At 49.6% G+C, this 7,790-nt stretch carries 7 protein-coding genes; all 7 read left to right on the top strand.

Annotated elements, in window-relative coordinates; translation table 11 throughout:
• Positions 1 to 174 precede the first annotated feature (174 nt).
• Positions 175 to 1,212, top strand: coding sequence for a recombinase RecA (recA, locus tag COY37_RS08950; protein WP_286977292.1), 1,038 nt, complete (start codon positions 175 to 177; stop codon positions 1,210 to 1,212).
• A 27-nt stretch (positions 1,213 to 1,239) separates the two neighbouring features.
• The gene (locus COY37_RS08945; RefSeq protein ID WP_286679275.1) at positions 1,240 to 1,899 is read left to right on the top strand and encodes a regulatory protein RecX; all 660 of its coding nucleotides are present in this window, start codon (positions 1,240 to 1,242) and stop codon (positions 1,897 to 1,899) included.
• Between the two features lie 214 nt (positions 1,900 to 2,113).
• Positions 2,114 to 3,658: a ribonuclease Y gene (rny, locus tag COY37_RS08940; protein WP_286679276.1), complete on the top strand. Its 1,545-nt coding sequence runs from the start codon at positions 2,114 to 2,116 to the stop codon at positions 3,656 to 3,658.
• Between the two features lie 241 nt (positions 3,659 to 3,899).
• Positions 3,900 to 4,988, top strand: coding sequence for an ATP-binding protein (locus COY37_RS08935; RefSeq protein WP_286977289.1), 1,089 nt, complete (start codon positions 3,900 to 3,902; stop codon positions 4,986 to 4,988).
• 113 nt (positions 4,989 to 5,101) lie between these two features.
• Complete coding sequence (locus tag COY37_RS08930; protein WP_286679278.1) at positions 5,102 to 5,362, top strand: stage V sporulation protein S; 261 nt, start codon at positions 5,102 to 5,104, stop codon at positions 5,360 to 5,362.
• A 15-nt stretch (positions 5,363 to 5,377) separates the two neighbouring features.
• On the top strand, positions 5,378 to 6,196 hold the full coding sequence (locus COY37_RS08925) for a PHP domain-containing protein (protein ID WP_286679279.1): 819 nt from the start codon (positions 5,378 to 5,380) through the stop codon (positions 6,194 to 6,196).
• A gap of 370 nt (positions 6,197 to 6,566) precedes the next feature.
• A partial coding sequence (gene miaB, locus COY37_RS08920) for a tRNA (N6-isopentenyl adenosine(37)-C2)-methylthiotransferase MiaB (RefSeq protein WP_286977294.1) occupies positions 6,567 to 7,790 on the top strand: 1,224 nt, incomplete at its 3' end.

Genomic DNA, 7,790 nt, shown 5'->3' with positions numbered 1-7,790 from the left:
AAAGGTAGTTGTGCTTTTGCGCCGTGGCACATAATGGATAAAAGGATCAAACTGTGCCCGTAAGCTGCTGCTTGACAGCGAACGTTTGTTCGAATATCATTAATAAGAAGCCTTCTATATAAATTCGGCACATGGCCGGCACATAATCAGTTAAACTAATACACAGGAGTAGATATGGACCGGGATAAAGTAATTGAACTAACCAAAGAACAGATAGAAAGAAAGTATGGCAAAGGCGCAATCATGAAACTCGGCGAGCATCCATCACGGATGGATGTAGCCGTCATCTCAACAGGGGCGCTTGCGCTCGATATCGCTCTCGGTGTCGGAGGGGTTCCGAGAGGCCGGGTGGTCGAGATCTACGGTCCCGAATCTTCAGGAAAGACAACGCTTGCGCTGCACGTCATCGCTGAGGCCCAGAAAAACGGTGGCTTAGCGGCCTTTATTGACGCAGAGCACGCGCTCGACCCCATCTATGCAAAGAACCTGGGGGTAGACACCGACGAACTTCTCATCTCCCAGCCGGACACCGGCGAACAGGCCCTTGAAATTGCAGAAATGCTCGTCCGGTCAGGTGCAATAGATGTAATCGTCATCGACTCGGTTGCGGCCCTCGTTCCACGAGCCGAAATCGAAGGCGAAATGGGCGATTCCCATGTTGGCCTGCAGGCCCGGCTTATGAGTCAGGCATTACGAAAGCTCTCCGGCGCGATAAGCAAATCAAATACCACCGCCATCTTTATCAATCAGCTGAGAGAGAAGATCGGCGTCATGTTTGGCAACCCCGAGGTAACACCGGGCGGCAGGGCGCTTAAGTTTTACGCTTCAATCAGAATCGACGTCCGCAGAGCGGATTCTATAAAGCAGGGCACAGAGATTACGGGCAACAAAGTGAGGGCAAAGGTCGTTAAAAACAAGATCGCCCCTCCATTCAGACAGGCCGAGTTCGATATCATGTTCGGTGAAGGCATCTCAAAAGAGGGGAGCACGCTTGATCTCGGCGTAGAGTATGGCATCGTCCAAAAGAGCGGCTCCTGGTACACGTACAATGAGGAACGCCTCGGCCAAGGCCGCGAGTCGGCAAAGCAAACACTCTTAGACAACTCGGAGCTTTCGCATGAGATAGAAACCAAGGTCAGGGAGAAGGTCGGCCTAATAAAACCCGCCGAGACCGAAGAAATCGCAACCGAGACCGAACTCGTAGAATCGTAAGCTATAGTTATAGACATAGTTATAATTATGCAACCTGAGAAGATAGTTACAATTACAGCACTCGAGCAGCAAGTTAAAAGACCCTGGCGAACCTCCATCTTTATAGATGGCACATTTTGGCGCGCCTACGATACTGAAACAATCGTCGAGGCCGGCCTCTTCAAAGGCCGGCAACTTGCGCCAAGTGAACTTGAAAATCTGGATTTTTCCCTTGAGAAACGGCGCGCCGTAAACCGCGCCGTTCTTCTTCTCTCGTACCGCGCCCGAAGCGAGCACGAGGTATCAGATAGGCTAAAAACGGCCGGCTTCAATCCGGATATCATCTCGGAGGCGATAAGCGAGCTGCGTCGCCTCGGCTACTTAAACGATGAGGATTTCGCCCGATCATGGACGAAAAGCCGTATGAATTCCAAGCTATACGGCCCAAAACGCATCAAGCAAGAGCTAAGATTGAAGGGCATCCCGGATGAGATAATAGCTGAAAAACTCGAAGAAAACACATCTCCCGATGAGGAATATAAACTGGCCAAGAGACTTGCCGAGACAAAGTTGCCCACGTACAAAGGCCTGGACAAAAACGCCTCCTTCCGGCGCCTCAGCCAATTGTTGCTGCGCCGCGGCTATACCGCATCCATCGTCTACGATGTGTGCAAAGATGTTCTATTTCTTGACAGTAAAAATCCGTAAAGATAGTATAGAGGTGTGACGTATCTGGTGAAAATGCTTTACTAAGAACTTCGTTTTTTAGTTTTACATAGATTGTAAAACAACTAAAGATGAGAGATTATTCGGCCGTCTTAACCTGCGATCAAGGCTGGGTAGTTGACCGTATGCAAATTCTTAGTAGGGATTTTTGCCGAGCGATAGCTCGGTTTTTTTTATTGAAAGGAAGGGGGCAACAATGGGTACAGCGATCATATACTTAATTGTAGCTGTTATAGCTGCCGCCGCTGGTTACGCGGCCGGCTATTTCATTCGCCGCACGTCTACAGAAGCACAATTTGCCTCCGCCGAAGAAGCCGCAAAACGAATACTATCTGAAGCAGAAAAGGAAGCAGCATCTAAAAAGAAAGAAGCTTTAATTAATGCTAAGGATGAAATTCACGCATTGCGTTCAGAAGCTGAGCGTGAGTTGCGCGATCGGCGGAACGAGATCCAGCGCATGGAGAGACGTCTTAGCCAGAAGGAAGAGTCGCTGGATGGAAGATCAAGTAACCTGGACAGAAAAGAGCGGTCATTTTCAGACCGCGAAAAAGAGATTGCGAGAGTTGAAAATGAGCTTTCTGAAATCTATGGAAAAGAACTAAAACTCCTGGAACAAATTGCTGGTCTTTCAGCAGGGGAGGCTCGTCAACTGCTCCTTAAGAGGGTAGAGGACGAAACCAGGCATGAAGTCGCAATGATGATCCGCGACATCGAGGCAAAAGCAAAGGACGAGGCCGAAAAGAGGGCGCGTAACGTGGTCGCCCTCGCAATCCAGAGGTGCGCGGCCGACCACGTAGCTGAAACAACCGTTTCAGTGGTACCGCTGCCAAGCGATGAAATGAAGGGTAGAATTATCGGGAGGGAAGGCCGAAACATCAGGGCCTTTGAAAACCTCTCGGGTATCAACCTCATCATCGATGATACTCCGGGGGCGGTTATTCTCTCGAGCTTCGACCCGGTAAGAAGGGAGATTGCACGCCTTGCGCTGGAAAGGCTCATTGCAGATGGGCGCATACATCCGGCGAGAATCGAGCAGATGTATGAGAAGGCACGTGATGAGGTAGAAGCGCACATTCGCGAGGTGGGCGAACAGGCCACGTTTGACACCGACATCCACGGGCTCCATCCGGAGCTTGTGAGAGTCCTGGGACGGCTGAAATACCGCACCAGCTACGGACAGAACGTCCTGCAGCACTCCATCGAGGTGGCGCACCTGGCTGGTATTATGGCAGCAGAGCTTGGCGCCGATATCAGGTTGGCCAAAAGAGCTGGTCTGCTGCACGATATCGGCAAAGCCATTGATCACGAGGTCGAGGGACCGCACGCCGTTATCGGTGCGGAACTTGCAAAGCGATTCCACGAGCAGGCAGCTGTCGTGCACCCGATAGAGGCGCACCATGGCGAAATCGAGCCACAATCGGTCGAGGCCGTTCTCGTTCAGGCGGCAGACGCGATTTCAGGCGCACGCCCCGGAGCACGACGCGAAACGCTCGAGAGCTATGTCAAGCGTCTTGAGAAGCTTGAAACCATCGCCGAGTCCTACCGGGGTGTTGAGAAGTGTTACGCCATGCAGGCGGGCCGTGAGCTTCGTATCATGGTAAAGCCCGAAGACATGGATGACGCTTCAGCGGCGCTCCTTGCGCGTGATGTAGCGAAGCAAATCGAAAGCGAACTCGAATATCCGGGCCAGATCAAAGTGGTCGTTATTCGAGAGCATAGGGCCATAGAGTACGCTAAATAGCCGGCCAAGCCGTTAGAGATGTCAATAAGCTATTTAAGCATCTCAACGAGCACAAAGTGATAAAGCAAGAGGGCATAAAAACCCCTCTTGCTTTTTTATGCGGTATGTAACAGTTGTAATATGTTATATTTGTTGGGCTAACCTATTTAAATTCACTGCTCATCTATACTAAGATTTGACAAAACAGGTATTCCATAGAACAATATAGGTAGTATTATTTGTACTAGCGCTAGGTCTAAAGATGTCAGAAACCACAAACAACTCTTTGCTAAGCTTTGTAGCAAACCTTACTGGGGACCAGTATCTGAAAATCGAAGAGGATTTTGGGCAGGGCTTTGTCCGCTTAAACGTTAGCGAAGCGGAACGACGTCAGGCCAAACACGATATCCAATCGATGGAAGATATCGTCCTCGAAATGCTCCGGAACTCGCGTGATGCGGGTGCTTCCACGATTTTTGTCGCCTCCACAAAGGAAGACAATCTTATTCGCAAGGTTACTATTATTGATGATGGTAACGGCATCCCAACAGAGCTACACGAGAAAGTATTTGAACCTCGTGTTACCTCCAAGCTCGAAAACGTTATCACCGACCGCTATGGTATCCATGGCAGGGGAATGGCGCTTTTTTCCATTAAACAAGCCGCCGATGAAATCGAGCTTGTGTTTTCGTCCCCTGGTAGAGGAAGCGTCTTTAGGGTACAAACCAGCACCGGCCTCCTCAACGAGCGTAAAGACCAGTCCACATATCCGACTATAAAGTATAGAAAAGGTGAGCCGATAATCATACGAGGGCCGCACAATATTATAAGAACAGTTCTCGAGTTCAACCTCGATAACCAGGACCTTACAATATTCCTCGGCTCACCTACTGAGATTCTGGCGACTATGTATCACCTGTGCGCACAGGGTAACGACGATACAGAGGGCGTCAAAGCGCAGGATTTTAAAATCTGGCGCTGCGTGAACTCAGTAAAATCCGCGGCGATGCTATCGGACGTTGCCGAGCGAAGGCTCGGTCTCAAGATCTCGGTTAGAAACGCCCAGCGGATTGTAAGCAACAGGGTCGATCCTTTAAGCACCATTCTAGAGGCGCTCAACAACCAAGCAGGGCGCGAAGAGCCCGAAAGACAAAAGATAGATCTTTTAAAACAAGAGCCTCTCGCGAGGCGTATATCGCAGGAAGATCTCAGTTACTTGGCAAAGCTGATCGGTGATAGTTTTACGGCGATCGGAGACAAGTATTTCATAGAAATTAACGAAGCTGCTGATGTTCAAGCTGATAAAGATTGTCTAAAAGTAACGATTAAGTTACAATCGAAAGGAAATTAATTACATTTAATGGCAATATTTGCTATATTAATGAAGGAACTAATCGAGTAGTGTCGAATTACTACATTGCAGATATACCAAGCACTTACTCGTACGCCGTTAAGGAGGATTAAATGGAAGTACTAAAGGTTTCATCAAAGTCGAGTCCGAATTCTGTAGCCGGAGCTCTCGCCGGTGTTCTAAGGGAACGCGGGCGGGCGGAAATTCAGGTGATTGGCGCAGGAGCCCTAAATCAAGCAATCAAAGCGGTAGCTATTGCAAGAGGTTTTGTTGCACCGAGCGGTTTAGACCTCGTTTGCGTCCCGGCGTTCACCGACATTCAGATCAATGGCGAAGAGCGCACTGCGATCAAGCTGATCGTTGAGCCAAGGTAGAGGACACCAATCAATATGTCGGTTGACCTACACCTCCATACGACTGCTTCTGACGGCAGCTTAAGCCCCGGGCAGGTTGTGGAGCTAGCGGCTAACTTGGGTCTCAATGCGATCGCGATCTCAGACCACGATACCGTTGAGGGAATCCAGGAGGCACTGGCCTTTGCAGAAAGGCTGGATACCAGGGTTATACCGGCAGTTGAACTGAGCTCAAGATATAATAGCCGAGATATACATATTCTCGGCTTTTTTATTGATTACAAAAGCCGCGTGTTGGACAAAGCTTTAAGTTCCTTAAGAAAAGCGCGCATTGAGCGCGCAGAAAAGATCGTTGTATGTTTACAAGGCGAAGGCCTGGACATCACGTTTGAGGAAGTGCTTGAGGTAGCGGGCGGCGCATCCGTTGGCCGTCCCCATATCGCGCGAGCGCTCCTTAAGAACAATCAGGTATCTAGGATATCTGAGGCTTTTGTTAAATATCTGAAACGCGGTTCTCTCTGTTATATCGATAAGTTTGTGTATTCGCCCAGCCAAGCGATCTCCCTTATTCACGAAGTGGGAGGCGTTGCGGTGTTCGCACATCCCGGGTTGGCCGGCCTGGACGAACACATCCCCGAGTTTGTCGCCATGGGCCTTGATGGGATTGAGGCCTACCATATCGAGCACACACCCGATGTTGTAAAACACTACCTGCAAATCGCGTACGATTATGGCCTCGTGGTAACCGGCGGCTCCGATTGCCACGGACCCCTTTCAACCCACGGCCTGCGCCTGGGAACTATCTACGTCCCCGACAAGACCCTCGTCCAACTTGAAAAAAAGCGTCGATTGTAGCGATAAAGCTTGTCGTCATTTTCAAATATCGAACGATTGCAGGCCGAGGGTGTGGGTTTTAGCAGGGAGTATACAGTAGGTAGCATGAAACACAAGAGTTAAGAAGTGTCATTCTGAAGCGTTGTGAAGAATCTCGAGTGCACTTACAGTGATTGCCACTACCTAGCGTCTAGGCGAATTCATACCTTTCTAAGACAAAGGTTTTATTCTGGCTTCTGGCTTCTAAAGATTGGTGTGCTATGTCGGGGAGGGCCGAGACAAGCTTAAGCCCCTACATGCGAGGCATGCGCTGGTTATTTCGGAGTAGGTCTACTTGACAGTCGCCAACTTAACACTGGCTTTTTACTGCGCATTTGTTACAATATCTTCGATGAAGAAATTCCATATAACCACGTTTGGTTGCCAAATGAATAAACACGATTCTGAGCGCATGGCCGGGCTGCTCACCGATATCGGCTACGCACAAGCAGAAAACGCCGATGACGCGCAGATTCTGATCTTTAATACCTGCACGGTAAGAGAACATGCCGAGGACAGATTTTTCGGTAACCTCAACAATCTAAGGAGCCGCAAGAAAAGCGAACCCGACCTTATAATCGCCGTCGGCGGTTGCGTGGCGCAGGATGAAAAAGAACTCATATTTAAAAAAGCGCCACACGTCGATATAGTCTTCGGCACGCTTAATATGCCCAACCTGGGGCATATGATAGAATCGGTCGAGCGGCGGCGCGAATCGATCTGCGAGATAGCGGATAAAATCGAAATCATGCCGACTACTATGCCGAGCCTTCGGGAAGAAGCATACCACGCCTGGATTCCCATAATTATAGGCTGCAACAACTTCTGCAGTTACTGCATCGTGCCGTATACGCGGGGCAGAGAGGCAAGCCGCACGCTTGAGGACATCCATGCCGAGGTAGAACGCCTGATATCTGACGGCGTTATCGAGATAACCTTGCTCGGACAAAACGTAAACTCCTATGGTCGCGACCTCTACGGAGAAAGCAGTTTTGCGCGACTCTTAACCGATCTGAACGGGATAGCGGGCTTAAGGCGAATCAGGTTTACGACATCGCATCCTAAAGATTTGACGGATGATATCATCGATGCGATCGCACATGGGGATAAAATATGCGAGCACATCCATCTTCCGGTGCAGGCAGGCTCGAATACTGTTCTTAAGGTAATGAACAGGAAATACACCAAGGAGAAATACCTCGAGACGGTCGAGAAGATTTATGAAGCGATCCCCGGCGTAAGTCTTACCACGGACATCATGGTCGGATACCCGGGCGAGACAGAGGAGGATTTCCTGCATACGCTGGATATTGTTGAGAAGGCCCGCTATGACTCGGCGTTTACGTTTATCTTTTCACCGCGTGAGGGAACTCCGGCGGCGAACATGGAAAACCGGGTGACGGCCGATGTTAAGGCGGATCGCTTTGACAGGCTTATTAAACTGCAAAACAGGATCAGTCTGGAAAAAAATAAAGAGCTGGTCGGTAGGGATATCGAAGTTTTTATAGAAGGTGTAAGCAAGAAGAACAGGGGTGTTCTGACCGGTCGCACGCGAACGAACAAGATCGTCAACTTC

Origin of the sequence: Candidatus Aquicultor secundus (assembly GCF_002791875.1) — a bacterium.
Classification (GTDB): Bacteria; Actinomycetota; Aquicultoria; order Aquicultorales; family Aquicultoraceae; genus Aquicultor_A; species Aquicultor_A secundus.
The sequence above is the reverse complement of the archived record's forward strand: the minus strand, read 5'-3'. Positions and strand labels throughout refer to the sequence as shown.